Raw genomic sequence first — 20,209 nt, 5'->3', positions numbered from 1 at the left:
CTCCACTCCGGTCGGTGATGGACCCGCAAAGCGTGAAAGAGCCGTGCGGAAGGAACATAACCGACACGCCGTAGTTGGCGGCGTGACGACGCACGGCAGCGAGTAGCCCGGATGAAGCACCGCGAAATCCGGGGCAACGGAGCGACAGCACAGCAAACCCGTCGCATGCCGCGCGATCGCGGACGTCGTTCTTGGCCTGTATACCGACGACGCTATCGCTCGAAGAGCCTCCAATGCCCTTCGGAGATAATCTCGACGACACCATTCACCACCTTGATGGCGGTGTCGTCATCGATGGCATACCCCGGCACCGGCACGCGCGCGGCCCATTGCTCGGCATCGGCCATGCTGTTCTCCGGGCACATGGCGTTGTCCAGGTGCGGGAAGATCGAAAAGCCGACCATACCCAGCGCACGGTCGCCGCCCTCGGCCGGCTTCCAGCCCACGAAGGCCTCGCCGACGTGCGGCGCCATCACCATGCTGCCGGCGCTCAGCCCGACATAGACGGTATCGGCGAGCGATGGAAACTGGTCCGCCAGACCGGACTCGCGCATCCAGTGACGCAGATACAGTACGTCGCCACCGCACACCAGCAGCGCGTCGGTTTCGCGTACCAAGGGAACCCAGTTCTGCCTGTCGATGCTGGGCAGCGCGGTCAGTTCGAGCATGCCCACGGACTTCCATCCCAGCTCGACCATGGGCGTGGGCGTCAGCCCTGCAATCTGCCGCCACGTCATCACTGCGGTCTTCGGGAACATGCCGTACATCGCCGTGGGGACGCACAGCGCGGTGGACTCTTCGATGGGCTTGCCCAGCAGGTCGACTAGGGCCTGGCGGATGCTCCGGTTACTGACGCCACCGGACGTGAGCAGTAGCTTCATCGCGCGCTCCTTGTCCATCGAGAGGCGGGAACAGTGGCGCCGAGGCGCACAAGCCCCCGCATGTCGCCGGGTTCGTTGGCGGCCGAGTCAAGCATGGCGCATCGACCCGCACAAGTGCACGAGTCCGCCGACAAACCCGCGCCGCGCAGCCATGGGGGCGCAAACTTCAGATGCCGGCATACCACTCGTAGCCCTGATCTTCCCAGTAGCCGCCGTTGCCGTCGCCGATATCCTCGAGCGAACTGACCAGTTCGATGCGGGCCAGATACTTGGCCTGCTTGTAGCCGAGCTGGCGACCGATGCGCAGTCGCAGAGGCGCGCCGTTCGGCACCGGCAGCGGCTTGTCGTTCAAGGCGAAGGCCAGCAGCGTCTGCGGATGCCTGGCTTCCGTGAGGTCGATGCTCTCGTAATACGGCGTGTCTTCCTCCATCTCGTCGAAACAGTGGAACACCACGAAACGCGCGCGCGGATCGACGCCAACGTGATCGAGCACGGCGGACAGCGCCGTTCCCTGCCATTTGCCGATGGCGCTCCAGCCTTCCACGCAATCGTGGCGCGTGATCTGCGTGCGTGTATCCAGCCGCTTCAGCTGATCGATGGAGAGGCTGGCCGGCCGGCGCACCAGGCCATCCACCTGCAGTTTGTAATCGCGGAAGTTGTCGGCGAGCAGGGCCTGATAGGCCGGCGTGGCGGGCATGGTGGTGCCGTTGGGGTGGAACACCGGCGATATGTCGGCTTCGGTGTATTCCTTCGCCATGCTGCCGGAGGGAGACAACAGTGCCTGCACGCGGCGGTTCAAACCTTCCGCCTGGCCCAGCACATCGGGGCCCCACAACGTGCGCGAGATGCGGTCGCAGCCGACGACGAGCACGCCCGCCGCACCCACCATGGTCATGCGCAGAAACGAGCGGCGATCAGTCATGCGGGCGATCCTCCGAGGAAACGACTTCCGCGGCTGGCGGCTGCGTGTCGCGCGGCGAGGCATCGATCGCGTAGTAGCCGGTGATCATCCCCCGCAACTGGTTGAACACGCCGGTGATCAACACTTCGAACACATGGATCAGCACAAAGGCCACGAAGCCCCAGGCGATGATGAAATGGATCGTCCGCGCCGATTGCCGTCCGCCGACGGCTTCCACCAGCGGTGAAAGCACCGCATCCATGCGCGGCGACATGGCCAGCCCCATCAGCACGATGCCCACGCCGAACACGAAGATCACCGTCAGGTAGGCAAGCCGCTGCAGGATGTTGTAGCGCAGCGCCTCGTCGCCGTGAGGATGCTTGAAGCGCAGATGGTCGACGATGGATCGCCCGATGCCGCGCCAGTCCGCGCCCGTGGGCCACAGATCGCGCTGCAGGTGTCGCGTGGCGATGGCGTAGCCGACGTAGCACAGGCCGTTCAGCACGAACACCCACGCAAAGAAGAAATGCCAGCGCCGCCCCATCGCCAGCCACTGCGGGCCGGGCACGGTAAGCCATGACGGGAAGCCGCGGACCTGCGGACTGCCGTCGCTCCCGTTCGATACGCCAAGCACGCCGGTGGTGGTGAACTCGTGCTTGCCGATGCGCGTGGCGCCTTGCAGCTTGCCCGCCGCATCCTCGCGTGCGCCCAGCGCGAAGATCGCCGTCCCTTCGTCGGATCGATTGCCCCAGTACAAACTCGGATGCGCGTTGAATATCTGCAGCCCGCTCAGGAACATCAGCGTCAACGCGACCACGTTGATCCAGTGCATGATGCGGATCGGCAGCGGATGCCGGTAAACGGTTCTGCGCGACTCCCGATTCGCGATGGGAATCGGTGCGGATGCGCCAGCATCGAGGCTTTCCGTACTCATGGCCATACTCCGGGGAAGCAGGGCGAACCGAACGGCTTGCCACCTAGTCTACTCGCGCACCGGACAGACGCGCCTGCCACCAGACTCAGGTTTCACGCGAACCAGCCCGAGGCAGGCACGAAGCTTTGCCCTGTCACTTGTTCATTCGCGGCTGCGCGTTCACCGGTTACTCGCCGCATTGAAGCCAACGAAGTAACCCTGCGGGCCCGAGCGCCGAATACCAGAAGACCGATGCGCACGGTCGCTACAGGGGACTCGCCGCGGCGACACGTGTTGCCGCAATTACCTGCGATCACATCGAGGACTGGTCATGAAACGAACCATCTGCGGGACGGCATTGCTGGGGTTGATGGTGGCCGGCGCGGCTTACGCCCAAGCCGGCCTGGACTGGAACGACGGCGACCTTGTGGTCACGTCGTCGAACACAACCAACAACGAGCTGCTGGTCTATAACACGCGCGGCGTGCTGGTGGAGCAGTCCAAGACCGGAGGAACCGGCGGCGTGACCGGCAACGCCGGCGGCATCGCGCAGAACCATCGCCTGCTTGCCGTGGTGAATTTCGGTTCCGGCAACGTATCGATCTTTCGAAAACAAGAGGGCGGCGTTCCCCTGCAGCTGATGAAGCTGGTGCCCGCCATCACCAACCCGGTGAGCGTCGCCTTCGGCCGCGATCATCTCTATATCCTCACCGCCACTCGTATCGAGTCGCACCCGATCGACCGCTATGGCGTGGCATCGAGCGCGGACGGCGCGGCGCCACTGGTGCGCGCCGACGGCTCCGCCGCCCAGGTGGGCGTGCTCGACGGCGAGTTGGTCATCTCCGAAAAGAGTAATGCGATTGAAACCGTGCGCCTGACCGATCAGGGCGCCATCAGCGGCCAGACCCGACTGGTGGCCAATATTCCCGCCAACGTCAACGCGCCCTTCGGGCTCGCCACGCGCGGCCGCGACGCCTACGTCACCATTGCCCACGCCAACGAAATCAGCCTCGTGCGTGACGATGCGGTGCTCACGGTTACCGGCTCCGGCACCCAGATGGCACCGTGCTGGGTTGCGCTGGATGGCTCGTTCCTGTTCTCGGCCAATTCGCCCAGCCACTCCGTATCGCGCTACTCCGTCTACAACCGCAAGATCGTCCAGGACGCGGCCGTGGTTGCCACGTTCAACGGCAACCCCACCGACATCGCCTACCGCGACCGACTCGCCGCCGTGGTGGACGGCAACGGATCGGCATCGCATGTTTCCATCTTCAACGTCGATGGCGACGGCAACTTCGCGCTGAAAAGCAGCGTCACGCTCAACAGCGGTGCCACCAACGGCATAGCGATCGTGCATGCCGGGGACGATATCGACGACTGATCGACAACCCCGCGCCGGCAGGGCATCGCCTCTCCGGCGCGGGATCCCTTGCGGTGATTCCCTCTACCGATGCGTGCCCCCTAGCCGAGCTGCTCGGCAAGCCCGACAAGGATGCCTTCCGGCCCGCGGATATAGGCGAGGCGATACGTGTCCCCGTATTGCATCTGGCCGACAAGTTCGGCGCCATGGGCCTGCATGTGCGCGATGACCGTGTCGATGTCGTCGACGGCGAACATGATGCGGCGCAAGCCCAAGGTGTTCACCGGCGGCGCCACCGGCCCGAAGCGGATGGCGTCGGGCGTGTGGAACTTGTCCAGCTCGATGCCCTGGCCGTCGGGCGTGCGCATCATCGCCACCGTGGCCCGGACATCCGCGAGCCCGATCAGGCGCCCGACCTCGGGACCTTCGACCGTCGCCTGGCCTTCGAACACCAGGCCAAGCTCGATGAAGAACGACTTCATGCCTTCCAGATCGTCGACGACCAGAAGAATGTTGTCCATGCGCTTGAGCGCCATCTTTCACTCCCTTGTTCTGCGATACCGGCGGCACGCCTCACGCGAAGTAAACCAGACCCTACCCCACCGAACCCACTCATGGGGCGATATTGGCCTGCGTGAAGATCACCTGCCAGCGGCCATTGCGCTTCGCCCAGACGTCCGCGAAGCGTATCCGCGCGGAAAACGGCTTGCCGCGATCCAGCCCCTTGGCGTCAGCCAGTCCACCGAGCACCGCGCCATCCGTCCACACCTTGCGCACCTGCACGGACAGCGCGAGGTAGGTGGTCTTGCTGCCCGGCGCCACCATATCGGCGATGAACTCCGCCTTGGTCTGGCTTTTTCCGCTCGAATTCGCCAGCGTGTAATCGTCGGCCAGCAGCCTTTCCAGTTCGGCGCGATCGGCCTTGTACTGCGCCAGATCGTAGGCCGTCGCCGCGGCGGCAAGGTCCTCGGGCAAGCCCGAGTAATCACCAACCTCCTGCCCTGCCCGGGCCTGCGACGCGATCAGGGCCACACAGAACATCACCCAACGCCAGTGCGATAGCCGCATGAATCTCCCTCCCATGCCGATGACTTCGCACCAAGGTAGCCGGGAACCCCGGCCGCGCAATGACCAGCAAGGTCATATTCGGCCATGCCCCGCAGGCCAATACGAGCGATAGGCAGGTCGAATGGACGACTATCGTGGAGATCGCCGCGAAGCCGTTTGAACCCTGTATATCCAGCTCTCACAGATGTCGCTCAGCTTGACCGATGTCTCGCCAAGCCGAACTGCCTGGCGAAACATATCGGCCAGCGCATCCTGGTTGCGTGCGAAGTCAGGGTCCCCGCGCTCTAGAGCGAGATACAGGCAAGCGGATGCGCCCACCGCGCCCCGCTCCCTTTCCTCCTCGATCTTCGATTCCGCGTCCAGCATGTCCAGGGATGCATGGGTCGCTTCATGAAGCGCGATCATCGCGCCATAGAACAGTGCCGTATCGCCGTTGCCGTTCACGCATGGGGTCCAGTACCTCAGCTCGTAGGAACGGCCTGCATGCAGCGAGAAGCTATAGCGCGCGACATAGGCGTTGTCATCGACGATGGACACCCTGGCCTTTCCGACCGATGGAAGTCCGCCGGCCTTGTCCCAAAGCCTGGTGAGCGCTGCCGTCAGTTGCTGTTTGGCTACATCGGAGGATCGGCAGCTTTCCGGTGCCGCGACCTCAAGACCGAACCGGCTGTTTCCTGCGTGCTCGAAGGAAAACTCCGGAGCAACCACGGGCATCGCGCGCCTGGATCCGGGCAAGTACGTCCCGGAAATGGACCAGGTCAGGCCAGGCCATCGATAGACCGAGCTGTTATAGGCAGAGGTAACTTCATAGCCGCTTGCCTGAAGTTTCCCGACCTCGGAGAAGGCCGCCTTGGGCGCCTTGAAGGAAGCAGTGCACGCCGTCAGGAACAACGCGGAGACCGCGAGTGCCAGCACTCGGCGCATCATGCAACGCTCCCTGGGAATGATGACGTTGGATGGCGAACGAAGCGAGCGAGGTGCCGGCAAGATGCTTTCCTCACGCCAGCTGCCGCACGAACCGTTCCAGCCAGAGAAAGGCGATCAGCGGAGCCGCCGATGCATCTCCTCGCGTGGCCGCCACCTCTTTCAGCAAGGCCAGCGCGGCGCCGTGATCCACCAGGCCGTGATCCGCCAGTGCGCACTCACGCAACTGCGCGGCGAGCTGCTTCTCGTGCCGCGAGATCAAATCGGGAAGCACGCGTGCAAAGGTTTCCTTGGCGTAGTCCGGAGGAAAGACATCCGCACCCAGATGCCGGCCCAGATACCGCCGCATCGCGCCGCGACGATGGCGGCCCGCATGCGGAAGCCGGTGGCAGAACGCCACCAGCCGGGGATCGCTCAAGGGATTGACGGGCCATAGGCCGTGACGCAGCAGATGCGGTGCCTGGCACGTGCTGGCGAGCAGCGAAGAGACGGGAATGGGGCTCGCGGGTGCATCGAACATGCGCGAAGCGCGCACCGCCGCCTGGGCGCGCGGCGTAAGCAGCCTGGTCGCGTGATGCCTGGCTTGCTCGACCAACTCGCTGCCGGTGCTGGCCGCTTCTGCTTCGTCCTGATAGGTGGGAAAGAGCTCGTCGCCGCCCACGCCGGTGAAGAGCAACTCGCGTCCTTCGCTTCTTGCCGCTCCCCACAGGCGATCGAAGGCCTCCAGGTAAAGTTCCGCGTGTGGGTACACCTTGCGCTCGCCGGGCTGCAAGTCCAGCGTGGGCAGGTACGCGTCGATATCCACGGTGTCGTCGAGCAGGCCCAATCGCTGGCCGATCTTCTCGCGGCGCGCGACCTGGGGTTGCCGCTCCTCGCCACTGAGCAGGATGCCCTTGCTGGCAACCTTGCCGAAGGCGCTGGTCAATGCGCAGGCGACGGTGGCCGAATCCATGCCGCCGCTGAGCTCGACCGCGATGCGTTCGCCTTCCGCGGGACGTGCCGACACGACGCCATGCAGCAGCTTTTCGAATGCGTCGTCGGCGTCGCCGTCGAACGTCGATGCAGTGGAGCGCGCGCCCGTTTCGACCGCCGCCGGATAGTGATAGCGCGCCTTGCCGGGCTCCGCGAAGATCACTGCCCGCTCGGTGAGCAGGGTGACGCCCGACAGGATGGTTTGCGCCGAGTAAGGCGAGCCCTGCGCGAGAAACACGCTGGCGATATCGAAGTCGATGGAAGCGGGGGCCGCGAGGAAATCCGCGAGATCCCATGAAACGCTGAGCGCATCGGTAGTGGAGCGGCAATAGACGGGTGCCGCGCCATACATGCCGGATCGTAGCTTTATGCGGTGCCCGGCCTGGGCCACCTCGATCATCACGTAATCGAGCGGCCACAAGAGGCATGCGCGATGCAGCTCGTCGAACGCCTTGGCATCGAGCGTTGTGTGGGCATCGTCCTCACGTGACGGCATGCCTGCGTGGCGTTCGCGAACCACGAATATCCACTGCCCCTGCGTGTGCGCGAACAGTGTTTCCAGTGCGGCGTGCGCGTGGGGTCTTATCCAGCTGGCCCCGAGGGAAAGCACACCATCGCGCCATTCGGGCGCACACGACAAGTCACGAAGCGCGATCTCGGCCTTGAGCATGGCATCTTCCTTGAGTGCAAAACGCCGCCCCTCTGAAGGGACGGCGCTGTGTCGCTAGAACAGAAACTCAGAGCAAGGTTCCGCTCAGCCGCCGCTGTAGTACCAGCGGGCGTCCTGCGGGAATCCCATCGGCTTCATTTCCAGTGCGCCGGTCACCGCATCCTTCTGCATCGGACCGTCCATCTGGATCGCGAAGGGATTGCTCTCCTCAACCGCGCCTTCGATCTTGGCTTCTAGCGTATTCATAACGTCACTCCATTGAGTTGGTCAGCCGCCACCTGGCGGCATCGGCGAACCTAGCACGATGCGCGGAACGCGCACCAATGCCTTGCGCGTGAAAACATCTTGCCGCGCAGCAGCATGGCTCGCTTCTTCGCGCCACGTTCACGCATGTGAAGAAGAAAGGCTCGGCCTAGAGATCCGCGCCGCTGAAGGCGAACCAGCGGCCATCGTGAAACGTGTAGCCATCGACGAAGTGAACCTCCTTCGGGTTGCCCGCCTTGTCGGTGGTCCTGAGGATGGAATGGGCCGTCGCGGCATCGCCGTGGATCACCACGATGGTGTCGAGCTTGGGAACCTCCTTCGCGTCGTTGCTGACCTGCGGCACGCGATCGATCACGTCCTGCCGTGAACGCACCAGCCCGGATCGGCTGGAGGTGTGGTAATCCGGCTCCAGCAGGCACGCAAGATATTCCGGGTGGCCGCGGTATTCCGCGGTCAGCCAGGCCTGCTCGATGCGCTGGATCGTCGCCGCGTCGCGCTGCTGGCTGGGCGTGGCAATCTTGGCGCACTCCGCCGGGGTCGGGTCGGCAGCGTGGGCGTGGAAGGCAATGGCGCAGAGCGTCATGGCGCCGATGAGCGCGTTGAGATTCGAGCGGCGAAACAGGGGTGAGCGAAGCATCGTCGTCTCCTGGGTTGATGACGGCGCCAGCATTGGGCGGGCCCGCCCATTCGATAAGTGAGCGCCGTCATGCCCATCGCCCATGACAGCCGTCATGGGACAGCAGCGTGCGCCGGAGTTAAGGTGCGGCCCATGCCCTCGCCGCGCACACCTCTGCTTCGCATCCGCCTGCTCGTGCAAGCGGCGTGCGTGCTGATGCTGGCGGCGGCCGGCGGGCTGGCTCTCGTCACGCGGCTGCTGAAGCCGGAAACCTTTGCCGCCCACGCTCACTGGGACCTGCAGTGGACGCTCGCCTACGGCGCGCTGATCGCGGCCTATATCGCGGTCGAGCTGGACAGCAGCCCCGGCCTGACGCGCCGCAAGGCCGCGCTGCTCATCCTCGAGGGTTTCGCGGCGCAATACCTGGTGTGGCTCTATCCGAGCTTCCTGGTGACGAGCATGATCGTGGTGGTCGCCTGGCAGGTGGCGTGGATCGCCTCGCTGCGCACGGCGCTACTGGCCGCGGCAGCGCTGGCCGCGGCCCTGGTCGCGCAGAAGTGCGCGGTCGGCGGCGAAGGCATGTCGGCGGTGATCCTGATTTCGAGTTGCGGCTTCCAGCTTTTCGCCATCAGCGCCGCGCACCTCGCGCGCAGCGAAGCGGCCGCGCACGAGCGCCTGGCGCAGGCACACGCGGAACTGAATGCCACGCAGGCGCTGCTAACCGAAAGCGCGCGCATGGGCGAGCGGCTGCGCATTTCGCGCGACCTGCACGACGTTCTTGGCCACCACCTCACCAGCTTGCACGTGCACCTGGACGTGGCCGCACGCACGGCGGAAGGCCAGTCGGCGCTGCATCTCGGCCACGCACGCGACATCGCCGGCGAACTGCTGGACGAAGTGCGCGAGGTGGTGAGGCAGGTGCGCGTGCTGCCCGTGGACTTGCACACCACGCTGCGCGCCTTGGCCGAAGGCGCGGCGGACCTGGATGTCCGACTCGTACTGCCGGAGACGCTGGGCGCGCTGGATGCGCCGCGCGCGGACGCCCTGCTGCGCTGCGTGCAGGAACTGATCACCAACACCCGGCGACACGCCGGCGCGCGGCAGCTCCGCATAGAACTCGTGCAGGCGCCAAACGGCGAGATACAGCTGACTGCCAAGGACGACGGCGTCGGCACGGACACGGACATCGCCGAAGGCCAGGGCTTGGCCGGCATGCGCGAGCGCTTCGAGGCGCTGGGCGGCTGGCTGTCGGTGCTCAGCCGTCGCGGCGAAGGCTTCCAGGTGAGCGGCGCGATTCCGCCCGTGGGCGCGCGGCCATGATCCGCGTGTGCATCGCCGACGATCAGGCCCTGATACGCAGCGGTCTCAAGGCCCTGCTCAGTCTGTTCGAGGGCATCGTCGTCAGCGCAGAAGCGGCCGATGGCGAAGCCGCAATCAACGCCGTCATTGCCGACCGTCCGGACGTTCTGCTGCTGGACGTGCGCATGCCGAGGTTGAGCGGCGTCGAGGTTGTCGAGGCGCTCGCCGCGCGCGGCGAGCTTCCACCCACGCTATTGCTCACAACCTTCGAGGACGATGCCGCCCTGGTGGCCGGTGTGCGTGCCGGCGCGCGCGGTTTCCTGCTCAAGGCCGTCACCGCCGAAACGCTGGTGGAGGCGATCCGCACCGTTGCCCGTGGCGACGCCTACCTGTTCGCGCCGCTTGCCGAGAGTCTGGATGCTGCCCGCACCGGTGCCTGGCGCGATGACGCGTTCGACACGCCCGACGCGCTCACGCCCCGCGAACGCGAGGTGCTCAAGCTGATGACCAGCGGCATCTCCAACGGCGAGATCGCCAAGGCGCTGCGCCTGAGCGAAGGCACGGTACGCAACCACGTCTCCAATATTCTCTCCAAGCTCGGCGTAAGCGACCGCACGCGCGCGGTGCTCCGCGCGCTGGAACGGCGGCTGGTCTGATCGAACAACGGTCGGAGCAACGCTATCGGTGTGTAACGTCGCCTTGAAGCGCGCCGTTCAAGGCGTGATCTTGCCGCTCTTGGCGTCGACCCTGTAGTTTCCGCCCACGCAGCTGATGTCGAGCATATTGCCCGAATCGTCCGCGTAGTCGACCTTGACCACCGACGTGCAGGCGCGCTGGCGCACACGCAATGCGCTGGCCACCGCCTCGAGAACCTCGGGCTGGCTGGCTGCGCGATCCGTCGGAAACTGCGGCATGTCGGCGATGCGGTTGGCGTTGAAGTACGCGTTCTGCACAAAGCCCATCAGCTCGCCGAGCAGGGCGGGCGAGAGTTCTTCGGTGGCCTGGGCGCGTGCGCCCATCGGCATCATCGCCAACGTCAGGATCACCGCAGCCCATCGCTGGGCCGGCTTGGTACAGGTTGTCATTTGGCCTGCACCTCGCCGCTCAGCGGCTGCACGACGTAATGGCCGCCGTCGGCACAGGTCACTTCGATCCTTTCCCCGTTGGCGTCTATCGCATGGGCTTCCGTCACGTCCGTGCAGGCTTTGCCGCGCACGCGGATACCCGCGGCCACGCCGCTATACAGTTCAGCCGTGGTCAGGATTCCCTTGGGATACCTGGGCGCCTCGTCCGCCTTCTGCACGCCACTGAAGGCGTTGGGAACGAAAACACGCAAACCGAGGTGAGTGGCATCCATCGGCGCTTCTTGCGCCGGAAGCGAAGGTGCAACGCCGAGGAAGGCAAGCAGGATGACGAGCGAACGTTTCATGTGGAAATCCCTGTCCAGTCGATAAGGATGAAGCCGGCGAAGCTTATACCAGGGCAGGCAAGGCAGGTTCGAATCAAGCGCCTCCGCGCCTGGTGCGCCTGCGCCCCATCACGACATGCAGCGCCAGCAGCGCAGGCAAGGCCAGGCCAATCGTCCAATGAGCGAGCACGCTGGCGCTGCGCCAGCTGTCGTCCGTGAGGTAGTAGAGCAGGTAACCCGTGATGACCAGCCAGGCCAGAACGCCCACGGCCACGCCTCCGGTCACGCGCTGCCGGCCTGTCTTCCACCCGGCCACGATATGGACGCCCCAGGTGAGCCCGAATGACCACAGCGCGCCGAACGCCATGGCGCCATGCAAGCGCAGCCACCAGGGTTCCAGCGGATTCGGGGTGTCGCCAAACGGCCCCTTGCTCATCAGGAAGTAGTGGCACACCAGCCATGCGGCTCCGCTCAGCCAGAGCGTCCAGCCGATGGCGTATACCAGGTAGCGTCTCCTGCGTGACAACCGCAGCGGTGCGCGGTGATGGCCGATGACATTGTGATGGGTAGGATTCTTCATGCGATCGCCTGGCCCACGCAGGTCCACTCGCCGCTGGGGCAGTGCAGATAGGCTTCGGCATCGTAATGCCGGAGAACGGCATCGCTCTGCGTGCCAAGGGCAAGCACGACCTTGGTGAGCGCATCGGCATGCATGCATTGGCTGGCAACGACCGTCGCCAGCAGATCGCCAACGACCGGCGAACGTCGCCGTGCGTCGTGATGTGAAATGGCCGCACCCTGCGCGCGTGCCCTGGGGGTGCTCGTCGCGATCGCGACTTCACCCACTTCCAGCGCGGGAACATTCGCGCCTTCCTCATGCGTGGTATCGATGGCGACCCGATGCGGACCCTCCCCGATAAAGCGCAGATCGCCACCCGCGTTGACCACGCCATGGGCCACGCCGTGTTGCTTGAGCGCGAGCACGGCGCGATCCACCGCATAGCCCTTGGCGATGCCGCCCAGATCGATCCGGAGATGACGATGCAGGCAGGCATGCGTCGCCGACACCTCGATATCCTTCCAGCTCGCCAGGGGATCGGGCGGACACGGCGCACACGGCGACGGCAGCACGCCATCGCGGACGAGCTGGCCACCGATGGTGACGTCGAACACGCCGTCGGATTGCCTTGCCAGGCGCAGCGCCTCCTGGAGGACTTCCGCGGTCATGCGGTCGATGGAAATACGCTCGCCCAGCGGCGCGCGATGCAGCCGCGACAGGTCGCTCGCTGGTTCGTGAAAGCTCATCAAGGCGTGGACGCGCTCCACCTGCGCAAATGCCGCGTCGATGGCGGCATGCGCCTGCGCTGCGTCCAGCCCGTGCACGCGGATGCTTACCGTCGTGCCGAGCAGCGGACGCGCCCGTTCAACCTTGCTGCTTGGAAAGGACGAGGTCATAGGTGGTCAGCAGTCGCTTCACGCCGTCCGTGATGTGCCGGCTCGATAGCGTTGCACCCGAAATGTTCTGGATGTCCGTGCCCAGCTTGAGGGGTGCCGCATGTGTCTTGCCGGTGAACTGGGCGCGCCATGCTTCGTTGCGCACCTGGTCGCCGTAGGTTTCCCGATACTCGAGGATCTCCACCGACTTCACGGCGCCCTTGTCGTCCAGCGCCAGCGCGAACGGAATGAACTCGTGCTTGCCCACCACCTGGTCGGCAATGAACCAGCCGCCGGTGGATGCGCGCCAGGCCTTCACGTTGGGGCTGAGCACGTTGACGTCGCACGCCTTCTCGATGGCCTTGACCTGTTCGGGCGTCAGCGTCACGAAGTCGGGCGTCAAGGTGGCGCCAGGGAACATCTGCGCCTGGGCCTGTTCGACGCTCATGTACACCGTGGCCTGCACCGGGGCCGCGACCACCAGGGCATAGGCGGGAATCAGCAGGAAACGTGATTTCATGACGAGGCCTCAGAAGTACCAGCCGGCTTTGATGCGGACGCGATACTTTTCAAAATCGTTGTCGTAGATGCGGCGGCCGACGATGGCGCCGGGCACCGTGTCCGAGTGCGACGACGCCCAGGGCAGCTGCTCCAGGAACGTGGCCGTGACGAAGAACTTCTTGCCGCCGTAGTGGATCACCGGGCCAACGTAGTAACCGTCGTTCGCCTCGTTGCTGAAGTTGTAGCTGGCGTATTCGCGCTCGTTGAGAAGCTCGACACCGGCGGACCAGTTGGGCGCGAAGCGGTAGGAAGCGGCCACGTTGAGGTTGACGTCGGTTTCTTCCTGCCAGCGCTTGTGCGTCATGGCGTCGTCCGACCAGTCGTAGCGAAGCTCGGGCGCATAGGTGAAGTTGAAGGCCGTGACCAGGCGATCGTCGAAAAAGTTTTTCTGCAGGATCAGCTTGGTTTCCAGCTCGCGGAACTGCGGGCCGACCGTGGGCTCCACGTAGACGGCCACGCCCAGCGGATCCGTATACGGGCTCCAGATGCGATAGATCGCCTCGCCGGAGAAGCCGACGAAACGCTTGGCGCTGTAGTGGTCATCCGGACCCGGGCGGTCATACGAGAGCGGTTCCGGCGGCGTGGTCTCCTCGAACGGCCCGTTGTGATAGGCGCGCGACCACACGTAGTTCGCGTAGAACGCAAGCTGCAGCTTGTCGGTCATGCCGTACTCGAACTCGGTGCGGCCATCGACCTGATCGAAATAGCCGGCGACCTTCTGATGACGCCAGGTGGCCCACTGCTCCACTTCCTTGGCGCCCTGCGGCAGCAGGTCGGTGGTGTAGACATAGCCGAACTGGCTTTCCTCGGCGTGCACTCGAGAAACGGCGGAGCCCGCCAACGTAACGATGGCGGCGAGCGCGGACAGACAGATACCCGCGCAACGGCGAACGGCGTGCTTCATGCGAACAGCTTCCCCAAAGACGAGGACGCAATAGTAAATGATAGTAATTCGTAATTGTGTTTTCAGGCTGATATCGCAATAACTTGCGATGCACGGTAGTTCGTAGCCCGGATGAAGCCGCAGGCGGAATCCGGGAGACACGCCACTCTGCACGGCGAATCCCGGATTCCGCCTGCGGCTCCATCCGGGCTACGGGTCTACGTTCGCAGGATGGGTTGGCCGCTGCGTGGGTCGGTCAGGGTCACGTTTTCCAGCGCACGGATGCGCCACGTATCGCCCTGCGCCACCAGTACGGCGAGGATCAGCGTATCCACCTCGTGCGGCCCGGCGGGATGGGCGTTGCCGGTGGTCAGCCGGCTCCAGAAATGGATCACCACGGCGTTGTCCGCAAGGTGTACGACGTCGATGAGTTCATTGCGCAGCGTGGAATCGCGATAGATGGTTTCGTGGATGGGCGCGTGCAGCGCGATGATGGCATCGACGCCACGCACGTAATGCCCGAAGCGATTGACGAAGGTCGCGTCCTTGTCGAACAGCGCGCCGAACGCCGCCATGTCATGCGCATTCCAGACGGCCTGGAATGCGGCGGGCACGTCTTCGGGTCGGGTGATCGGGGTCATGGGTGCGCTCATACGTATTGATGTTCCGCGATGCCGCTCGAATCGAACCGGCGTCAATGCACCCGGCCAAACCTGATGAACTGCCGGAATGCCGCGCGAAAATAGCTGGCGTCGCCATTGTCTTCGGCGTCCGCGTGGGCCAGCGCCGGCAAGGCCGTCCAAGGCAACGTGGGATGCTGATGATGCAGGCGATGAAGGTGATGGTTCATCACCACGGGACGCCAGATGGCGGCCAGGCGAAAGTTTCTCGCGCGCTGCGGCTCGTGCAGCTTCACGTCGTAGTGCGGCAGGTTGTCCGCGATGGACAGCCACACGCCACGCAGGAACATCGCCGCGGCCAGCGCAGGCCACCACGGGCCGTAGAGATAGAAGGCGCACACATAGAGCGTCACCGACATGATCCAGTCGCGCCGCATGCGGCTGCGCCGGTCCTGGTTGGCGGCAAAGCCGACGAACAGGCGCTGGATGTCCTGCCCTACCCGCTCGTCGCTGCGTAGCCGGTTCGCCACCAGCCGGCTCACCCACGCGGCAGGAAGAAAGGCCAGCAGCGGCAGCGCGAGTTCCGCCAGGTAGAGACCGCCGAGCAGATGCGCGTAATAGCCGATGCGGGCGAGCAGCGGATGCGTGGTGCCGTCATGCACGTCCGGCCGGTCGTAGGCTTCGCGCGTGTAGCGGTGATGCATCAGGTGGCCGAAGCGCACGGCGTCGTAGGGCAGGCCAAAGGCGATTGCCAGAGTTCGCCCCAGCCCTTCGTTGAGGCGCCGCTGCGGCAAGAGCTGCCCGTGGATGGATTCGTGGATCAGGCCCCAATGCGTCGGGGTCAGCATCACAAGCGGCAGCATGAGCCACAGCGCCGGCGCGCCCCACTGCCGCAGCAGCCATGGCCACGCGAGCAGCTGCAGCAGCACGGCTGACGTGACGAGCCCAAGCAAGGCCAGGTTGGCGCGATGGTCGATGGGCACGCGACGGGGCGCGCGACGCTCTATCGCCGCTTGCGCGCCATCCATCGCTGCCGTTGCCTCCATGTCCATCTCTTCCCCTTGACTGCGGAATGGTCGCCGCCAAGTTAGCGGCGGCTTTTTACAATCCAGCGAGCCTGTCGACACTCAACGTCGCAGCCGCATCCACGTTGCCGCTAAGGTCCGGCCGCCGACAAGCCGAATTTAGCCGCCCGCTCGTCGATCTGTGGATCGAGCGCATGCGCAGCGGCCAGGTCGGCATGTCCCGCATCGGCCTGGCCGCTGCGCAGTTCGGCCAGGCCCAGGCCGTAGCGTGACCATGCGCCAGCAGCGTGCTGCGCCAGGGCGGCCTGGTAGTCCTTGATCGCGTCGGGATAATGCCCCAGCCGCAACTCGACCATGCCAAGGCTGTCCAGGTAAGCCGCATTCCCACCGTCGCGCTTGATCGCCTTGAGGCAATCCTTGCGGGCATCGTCCAGCATCTGGTTGCTCAGGCCGCGTGCCCAGCAGCGCTCGTTGAGCGCGGAGCCGAGCATGGCGTCGTCCCGGTGCAGGCGGATCCAGTCGTCCAGCAAGGGCAGCGCAGCGGCCGGTTGATCCAGCTGGACATACAGCCCCGCCACGGCGCGCGCCAACGTGGAGCCGGCGGGCACGACGTCTTTCGCCGCCGCGGCATCCACGGCAGCGCCCGTGCGGTCCTTGCGCGTGAAGCGCAGCCCGGCGCGCATCACCAGCGCTTCGCCGTTGTTCGGATCCAGCGACAAGGCTTTGTCCAGATCGGCCAGCGCGGCATCGGGCTGCTTGTTGGCCTCGTGCGCCCGCGCTCGCGCGATGTAGTAGGCGGATTGATCAGGCGCCAGCCGGATGGCTTCATCCAGTTCGCCAATGGCGGCACCCGCTTCGCCGCGCGACAGATGCGCCTGGCCGGACAGCGCATAATCGCTCGCGGTCTTCTTGTCGGCACCGTCGGTGTTCGCGGAATTGCCGGTGTCGGCTTTGCCGTCGCCCTGCGGCGCATCGGCAAAGGTGAACACGCGTCCGCCGTTGTAGGTGAAGTAGAGCTTCTTCTTGCTGTTGGCGACGAACATGTGATGGGCGAGAAGAAAATCCACGCCGAGCAGCATGTCGGTGTCGTCGCCGAAGCGTCCGTCGAGCACCTGCATCTGACTGTGCTGGATGGTTTCCGTGCCCACCGAGAACGTATCCACGTGCACGGTCCACGCCTTGAGCGTCTTGGCGCCCACACCCATGCCGCGGCCGACCCTGGTGCCGGCCGCGTTCAGATCGAGCCCGACGCGCTCGGCGGCGTTGCGCGTCAGCACGGTGGCCATGGCGCCCGAATCGAGCACGGCCCGCACCTTCTTGCCGTTGATCGTCACGTTGACGAAGCTGCGCCGGTCGTAAGGGTTGATGGAAGGTTCGAGGTCGGCCACGTTGTAGCTGCCGTCCTTCACCCAATACGCCAGCGAAACCTTGTCGCAGCCTTCGACCTTGAACAGCGTCATCTTGCCGTGCGCAAGGTCGATCTCCAGGTCGGCGAAGTCGAGCAGGTTGGCGCCGAGCAAACCCTCGCCCGCGTCCGTGCCGCCGACCATGAAGTCGACGTTCTTGAGCGTGGTGTCGAGTATGCCGAACTGCTTGACGTGCGCCTGCTGGATGTTCGCCGAACCGCCGATGCCGCTGACGCGATAGCCGAACGGCGCGGGCTGCAGGGTGAGGCCGAGCGACGATGCGTTCGCGCTCGACATGATGTTGAAGAAGGCGCCGGTGTCGAGGATGAAGCGCGCGTCCTTTCCGTTGATCTTCACCGTGGTGGTGGCGCGGTCTCCTACCATCTCCACCGGCAGCGTGCCGTATTGCTTCACGTGGCAGCTGTCGGCCCACGCCTGGCCCGCCAGCAGAAGTAGCACGGCTCCCGCACAGCACCAACGCAGCATGTCCGCCCCCTGTTTGTCCCGGCGGCAGAATATCGTTGGGGCTGGAACCGGTGCAACGCGTTCGCTAAGGCGAGCTGGCAGGCAGCATGCCGATGTTGCGCATCCACGCCTCGGCCAGCGAGGTCCACTGCGTGATCGGGTTGGGCGTGGAACGAACGCCGAGGGCATGGCCGCCGTGCGCGTAAAGGTGCATTTCCACCGGCACGCCCGCCTGCTGTAGCGCGACGTAGTAAGTCACCGACTCGCGCACGTCATCCACCGGATCGTCGCCCGCCTGCACGATAAGCGTCGGCGGTGCGTGCGGATCGATCTTCACGTCCGGCCGCAGCGTGATGCCGGGGCCTTTCCACAGGTGGCCGGGATAGAGCGCCATGGCGAAGTCCGGCCGCACGCTTTGCCTGTCCGCCTCATCCACCGCCTTGTAGCTGCGCTCGGCGTGGTTGCTGACGTCGGCCACCATGCGCCCGCCAGCGGAGAAGCCGACCACGCCGATCTTGTGCGGGTCGACGCCGAGGCTCGCCGCGCGTTCGCGCAACAAGGCGATGGCGCGTTGCGCATCCTGCAAGGCCATGGGCACGACGGGGCGTTTCTCGCAATTGCATTCTTCGTTGTAGTACGGGCCCGAACCGGGCACGCGGTATTTCAGCAGCACGCAGGTGATGCCGCGCGAGGTGAGCCAGTCGCAGATCTCGGTGCCTTCCAGGTCGATGGCGAGCACGCGATAGCCGCCGCCGGGAAATATCACCACGGCCGCGCCGGTGTTCTTCCCTTTGGCCGGATAGAGGGTCATGGTCGGGCGCGATACGTGTTCGACCACGGTCACCGGCAGGCCGGCAAGCGGTTGCGTGCTGGTGCCGAAGCTTTCTTCGCCGGGCATGGATGGCGGCGCGATCTTCACGCCGTCCGGCCAGAGGGGCGTCTGCACGGCGGGCGGCGCCGGTTGCCAGGGCCGCGCCTGGCGGTTCAGCAGGTTCGCCGTGCCGGTGGTCGCCCACGCCGTGGCGACGCAGAGCCACCACGCGACCATCAAGCCCATGCATGCGTGCTTGCGCATATCGCCTCCACCTTTCTGTCCCTGGATCGTGGATGAGGCGGGCGGCGCGCGGCGCCACCCGGAAGAGGCAGCCTGCACGCACGCGAGGGCGTGGCGCTTGCAACGTTCTGGCGATTCGCTGATCGGAAGGCGACGGACGCGCGACTGGCCTCGCGGCCCTGCAGGCGCTATCCTACTCATGCTGCACCGCACCAACGCGCCTCTCCCCAAGGCCTGAGCACTCCCATGTCCGCTTCCGCACCCGCTCTCGATCCGGGCACGCCGCCCGTCCGCGCTCCCCACGTCGGGCTTGTGATCCTCGCCCTTGCCGTGGGCGGCTTCGCCATCGGCACCACCGAGTTCGCCACCATGAGCATGCTGCCGCTGTTCGCGCAGGGGCTGGGCATCGACGCGCCGACGGCGGGCCACGCCATCAGCGCGTACGCCTTGGGCGTGGTGGTGGGCGCGCCGGTGATCACCGTGCTCGGCGCGCGCCTGCCGCGCCGCGCCCTGCTGCTGATGCTGATGGCGATGTTCACGGTGTTCAACGGGCTCACCGGCCTGTCGCCCAGTTACCACTGGATGCTGGTGTTCCGTTTTCTCAGCGGCCTGCCGCACGGCGCGTACTTCGGCGTCGCCGCGCTGGTGGCCAGTTCGATGGTGCCCCCCAACCGCCGCACGCGCGCGGTGGGCCAGATGTTCCTTGGCCTGACCTGCGCCACCGTGGTGGGCGTGCCGCTGGCGAGCTGGCTGGGGCAGATGGTGGGCTGGCGCTGGAGCTTCGCGCTGGTGGCGCTGCTCGGCGTGGCCACGATGAGCGCGGTGTACGCCTTCGCGCCGAATACGCCCGCCGACGCCAAGGCGAGCCCGCTGCGCGAACTCGGTGCGCTCAAGCGTCCGCAGGTATGGATGACGCTGGGTATCGGCGCCATCGGTTTCGGCGGCCTGTTCGCGGTGTACACCTATCTCGCCGACATCCTGCTCAAGGTGACGCACATGCCGCTGGACGCGGTGCCGTGGGTGATGGGCGTGTTCGGCATCGGCATGACGCTGGGCAACGTGGTGGTGCCGGTGCTCGCCGATCGCGCGCTGATGCGCACGGCGGGCGGCCTGCTGGTGTGGAGCATGGTGATGCTCGCGGTGTTTCCGTTCACCGCCGGCAACGTGTGGACGCTGGGCGCCACCGTGTTCCTGATCGGCATGGGCGGCGCATTGGGCACGGTGCTGCAGACACGATTGATGGACGTGGCGGGCGATGCGCAAGGCCTCGCCGCCTCGCTCAATCATTCCGCGTTCAATGCGGCGAATGCGCTCGGCCCCTTCCTCGGCGGCCTGGCCATTGCGCATGGCTACGGCTGGACCTCGCCCGGCTGGGTAGGCAGCGGCCTCGCGCTGGGCGGCCTGCTGCTGTGGTTCGTGTCGATGGCGATGGATCGCCGCGACGATGCCGTGACGGCGTGCGAATCCTGCTGATGTCGCCGCCCC

General features: G+C 65.6%; 23 protein-coding genes. 4 read left to right on the top strand and 19 right to left on the bottom strand.

Features of this window, described 5'->3' with window-relative positions:
• Positions 1-212 precede the first annotated feature (212 nt).
• The 3 genes from BDW41_RS08795 to BDW41_RS08785 form a co-directional block, all read right to left on the bottom strand.
• Positions 213-881 (bottom strand): Type 1 glutamine amidotransferase-like domain-containing protein, encoded by a 669-nt coding sequence (locus BDW41_RS08795; RefSeq protein WP_074551808.1) that lies wholly within the window; start codon positions 879-881, stop codon positions 213-215.
• Positions 882-1,047: 166 nt separating this feature from the next.
• Positions 1,048-1,803: a molybdopterin-binding protein gene (locus tag BDW41_RS08790; protein WP_074551809.1), complete on the bottom strand. Its 756-nt coding sequence runs from the start codon at positions 1,801-1,803 to the stop codon at positions 1,048-1,050.
• On the bottom strand, positions 1,796-2,716 hold the full coding sequence (locus BDW41_RS08785) for a cytochrome b/b6 domain-containing protein (protein ID WP_083337785.1): 921 nt from the start codon (positions 2,714-2,716) through the stop codon (positions 1,796-1,798). The genes BDW41_RS08790 and BDW41_RS08785 overlap by 8 nt, the downstream gene beginning before the upstream one ends.
• Positions 2,717-3,026: 310 nt before the next feature.
• On the opposite strand from BDW41_RS08785, the gene BDW41_RS08780 reads away from it, so the two are divergent.
• Positions 3,027-4,076 (top strand): hypothetical protein, encoded by a 1,050-nt coding sequence (locus BDW41_RS08780; protein ID WP_146217332.1) that lies wholly within the window; start codon positions 3,027-3,029, stop codon positions 4,074-4,076.
• Positions 4,077-4,156: 80 nt separating this feature from the next.
• Here the strand turns inward: BDW41_RS08780 and BDW41_RS08775 are convergent, their stop codons facing one another.
• From BDW41_RS08775 to BDW41_RS08755, 6 genes are all read right to left on the bottom strand, one after another.
• On the bottom strand, positions 4,157-4,591 hold the full coding sequence (locus BDW41_RS08775) for a VOC family protein (protein WP_074551811.1): 435 nt from the start codon (positions 4,589-4,591) through the stop codon (positions 4,157-4,159).
• A gap of 76 nt (positions 4,592-4,667) precedes the next feature.
• The gene (locus tag BDW41_RS08770; protein ID WP_074551812.1) at positions 4,668-5,123 is read right to left on the bottom strand and encodes a nuclear transport factor 2 family protein; all 456 of its coding nucleotides are present in this window, start codon (positions 5,121-5,123) and stop codon (positions 4,668-4,670) included.
• Positions 5,124-5,252: 129 nt separating this feature from the next.
• A complete protein-coding gene (locus tag BDW41_RS08765; protein WP_074551813.1) occupies positions 5,253-6,050 on the bottom strand; it encodes a hypothetical protein in 798 nt (265 codons plus the stop codon).
• Positions 6,051-6,120: 70 nt separating this feature from the next.
• Positions 6,121-7,689, bottom strand: a complete 1,569-nt coding sequence (locus BDW41_RS08760; protein WP_074551814.1) for a hypothetical protein — start codon at positions 7,687-7,689, stop codon at positions 6,121-6,123.
• Positions 7,690-7,773: 84 nt separating this feature from the next.
• Positions 7,774-7,935 carry a hypothetical protein gene (locus BDW41_RS23360; protein WP_158536988.1) on the bottom strand — a complete coding sequence of 54 codons (162 nt, stop codon included), beginning with the start codon at positions 7,933-7,935 and terminating at the stop codon, positions 7,774-7,776.
• Positions 7,936-8,101: 166 nt separating this feature from the next.
• Positions 8,102-8,590, bottom strand: a complete 489-nt coding sequence (locus BDW41_RS08755) for a nuclear transport factor 2 family protein (protein WP_074551815.1) — start codon at positions 8,588-8,590, stop codon at positions 8,102-8,104.
• A gap of 132 nt (positions 8,591-8,722) precedes the next feature.
• Between BDW41_RS08755 and BDW41_RS08750 the strand changes: the two genes are divergently transcribed.
• Entirely contained in the window at positions 8,723-9,889 is a 1,167-nt protein-coding gene (locus tag BDW41_RS08750; protein ID WP_074551816.1) for a histidine kinase, read from the top strand.
• Entirely contained in the window at positions 9,886-10,524 is a 639-nt protein-coding gene (locus BDW41_RS08745) for a response regulator transcription factor (RefSeq protein ID WP_074551817.1), read from the top strand. Before BDW41_RS08750 ends, BDW41_RS08745 begins: the two co-directional genes overlap by 4 nt.
• Positions 10,525-10,581: 57 nt before the next feature.
• Here BDW41_RS08745 and BDW41_RS08740 read toward each other — a convergent pair whose 3' ends face one another.
• The 10 genes from BDW41_RS08740 to BDW41_RS08695 form a co-directional block, all read right to left on the bottom strand.
• Positions 10,582-10,953 (bottom strand): hypothetical protein, encoded by a 372-nt coding sequence (locus BDW41_RS08740; protein ID WP_146217331.1) that lies wholly within the window; start codon positions 10,951-10,953, stop codon positions 10,582-10,584.
• Positions 10,950-11,297, bottom strand: a complete 348-nt coding sequence (locus BDW41_RS08735; protein ID WP_074551818.1) for a hypothetical protein — start codon at positions 11,295-11,297, stop codon at positions 10,950-10,952. Before BDW41_RS08735 ends, BDW41_RS08740 begins: the two co-directional genes overlap by 4 nt.
• 73 nt (positions 11,298-11,370) lie before the next feature.
• Positions 11,371-11,856: a hypothetical protein gene (locus tag BDW41_RS08730; protein WP_074551819.1), complete on the bottom strand. Its 486-nt coding sequence runs from the start codon at positions 11,854-11,856 to the stop codon at positions 11,371-11,373.
• Positions 11,853-12,731, bottom strand: a complete 879-nt coding sequence (locus tag BDW41_RS08725) for an FAD:protein FMN transferase (RefSeq protein ID WP_074551820.1) — start codon at positions 12,729-12,731, stop codon at positions 11,853-11,855. Before BDW41_RS08725 ends, BDW41_RS08730 begins: the two co-directional genes overlap by 4 nt.
• Positions 12,700-13,230 carry an FMN-binding protein gene (locus BDW41_RS08720; protein WP_074551821.1) on the bottom strand — a complete coding sequence of 177 codons (531 nt, stop codon included), beginning with the start codon at positions 13,228-13,230 and terminating at the stop codon, positions 12,700-12,702. The genes BDW41_RS08725 and BDW41_RS08720 overlap by 32 nt, the downstream gene beginning before the upstream one ends.
• A 9-nt stretch (positions 13,231-13,239) precedes the next feature.
• Positions 13,240-14,175 carry a DUF6662 family protein gene (locus BDW41_RS08715; RefSeq protein WP_074551822.1) on the bottom strand — a complete coding sequence of 312 codons (936 nt, stop codon included), beginning with the start codon at positions 14,173-14,175 and terminating at the stop codon, positions 13,240-13,242.
• Between the two features lie 197 nt (positions 14,176-14,372).
• Positions 14,373-14,795: an SgcJ/EcaC family oxidoreductase gene (locus BDW41_RS08710; protein ID WP_074551823.1), complete on the bottom strand. Its 423-nt coding sequence runs from the start codon at positions 14,793-14,795 to the stop codon at positions 14,373-14,375.
• A gap of 53 nt (positions 14,796-14,848) precedes the next feature.
• Positions 14,849-15,820: a fatty acid desaturase gene (locus BDW41_RS08705; protein ID WP_158536987.1), complete on the bottom strand. Its 972-nt coding sequence runs from the start codon at positions 15,818-15,820 to the stop codon at positions 14,849-14,851.
• Between the two features lie 110 nt (positions 15,821-15,930).
• Entirely contained in the window at positions 15,931-17,691 is a 1,761-nt protein-coding gene (locus BDW41_RS08700; RefSeq protein ID WP_233496820.1) for a retropepsin-like aspartic protease, read from the bottom strand.
• Positions 17,692-17,755: 64 nt separating this feature from the next.
• Positions 17,756-18,745, bottom strand: a complete 990-nt coding sequence (locus BDW41_RS08695) for an alpha/beta hydrolase (protein WP_233496819.1) — start codon at positions 18,743-18,745, stop codon at positions 17,756-17,758.
• A gap of 225 nt (positions 18,746-18,970) precedes the next feature.
• On the opposite strand from BDW41_RS08695, the gene BDW41_RS08690 reads away from it, so the two are divergent.
• Complete coding sequence (locus BDW41_RS08690; protein WP_074551825.1) at positions 18,971-20,197, top strand: MFS transporter; 1,227 nt, start codon at positions 18,971-18,973, stop codon at positions 20,195-20,197.
• Positions 20,198-20,209 lie beyond the last annotated feature (12 nt).

Origin of the sequence: Dyella sp. AtDHG13, from assembly GCF_003201105.1 — a bacterium.
GTDB classification, from domain to species: Bacteria; Pseudomonadota; Gammaproteobacteria; order Xanthomonadales; family Rhodanobacteraceae; genus Dyella; species Dyella jiangningensis_B.
The sequence above is the reverse complement of the archived record's forward strand: the minus strand, read 5'-3'. Positions and strand labels throughout refer to the sequence as shown.